This is a genomic window from Edwardsiella hoshinae NBRC 105699 = ATCC 33379 (assembly GCF_000474215.1).
Classification (GTDB): domain Bacteria; phylum Pseudomonadota; class Gammaproteobacteria; order Enterobacterales; family Enterobacteriaceae; genus Edwardsiella; species Edwardsiella hoshinae.
Genome location: NZ_BAUC01000103.1, coordinates 1 through 841 on the forward strand (window position 1 = coordinate 1; position 841 = coordinate 841).

General features: G+C 50.9%; 1 protein-coding gene. It reads right to left on the reverse strand.

The window, feature by feature from the left end; genetic code table 11:
- Positions 1–534: 534 nt before the first annotated feature.
- A partial coding sequence (locus EHO01S_RS17895) for a hemagglutinin repeat-containing protein (protein ID WP_155964385.1) occupies positions 535–841 on the reverse strand: 307 nt, incomplete at its 5' end.

The following is an 841-nucleotide window of genomic DNA, read 5'->3' on the forward strand; positions in this document are numbered from 1 at the left end:
ATGGAAGATCCGCATACTTTCTCCTTTGATTCTCGAGGTGTTGCACCTTATGGCAGGCACTCTGGTACAGGGTTTTCATAGTCGATGTCGTCGCAGGCATCAGGATAGCGCGCATTCTGCTTGCAGTACTCATAATCCGTCGCTCTCCTGCAATATGGACTGTTCAATCTTCGGCTGATGCTGGGGGCGGGTATGGTCGCCCCTGGTGCACACACTGCTAGATTTTTATCACGATGGTTTTTACACCAGTCCAAAGGGTCATTTAAATATTGATAGCCTGCTTGCCTCATACAAAAATAGGCAGACGCCATCTCATCGTAGGTTCTGGAATTGCTTAGCCAAGCAGGAGAGCTGAGCCCGCACTCTAAGAGCTTCTTTTTTATCTGTAGGGCATCTGCACCTGGCCTTGACCAGTTCTTAAATTCAGGAGGTGGGGGCTGGAACATTTTTTCCGAACATCCCCCCATTGTCACAAATAACAGAAGGGTCAATGATGCAAGCAGTCTCCTCATGGCTCCACCTTCGCCTTTATTTCTAAGTAGCTTCCACCGCGCTGATGACTGGTGACGATATGCTGATCGACAATCCACTTTGCTTGAACTTGGATTCTTGCTCGAAGCGGCCCGTCTGTCTGGCTTCAGAGATTTCAATATTCTTGGCAGTCACCGAGATATCGCCTTCCGGGGCGAGAACATCGCTGCCGATTTGCCGATACTGATTGCCGGCTGAGAGGCTGACGTTTCCACCCACACTTCCGACGGTACTTGCCGCGGCCGTGGTACGAACGGATTTCTGGTCGTCGCTCTGCATTTGCTTCCCGACGGTGAACCCAATTCCTCCG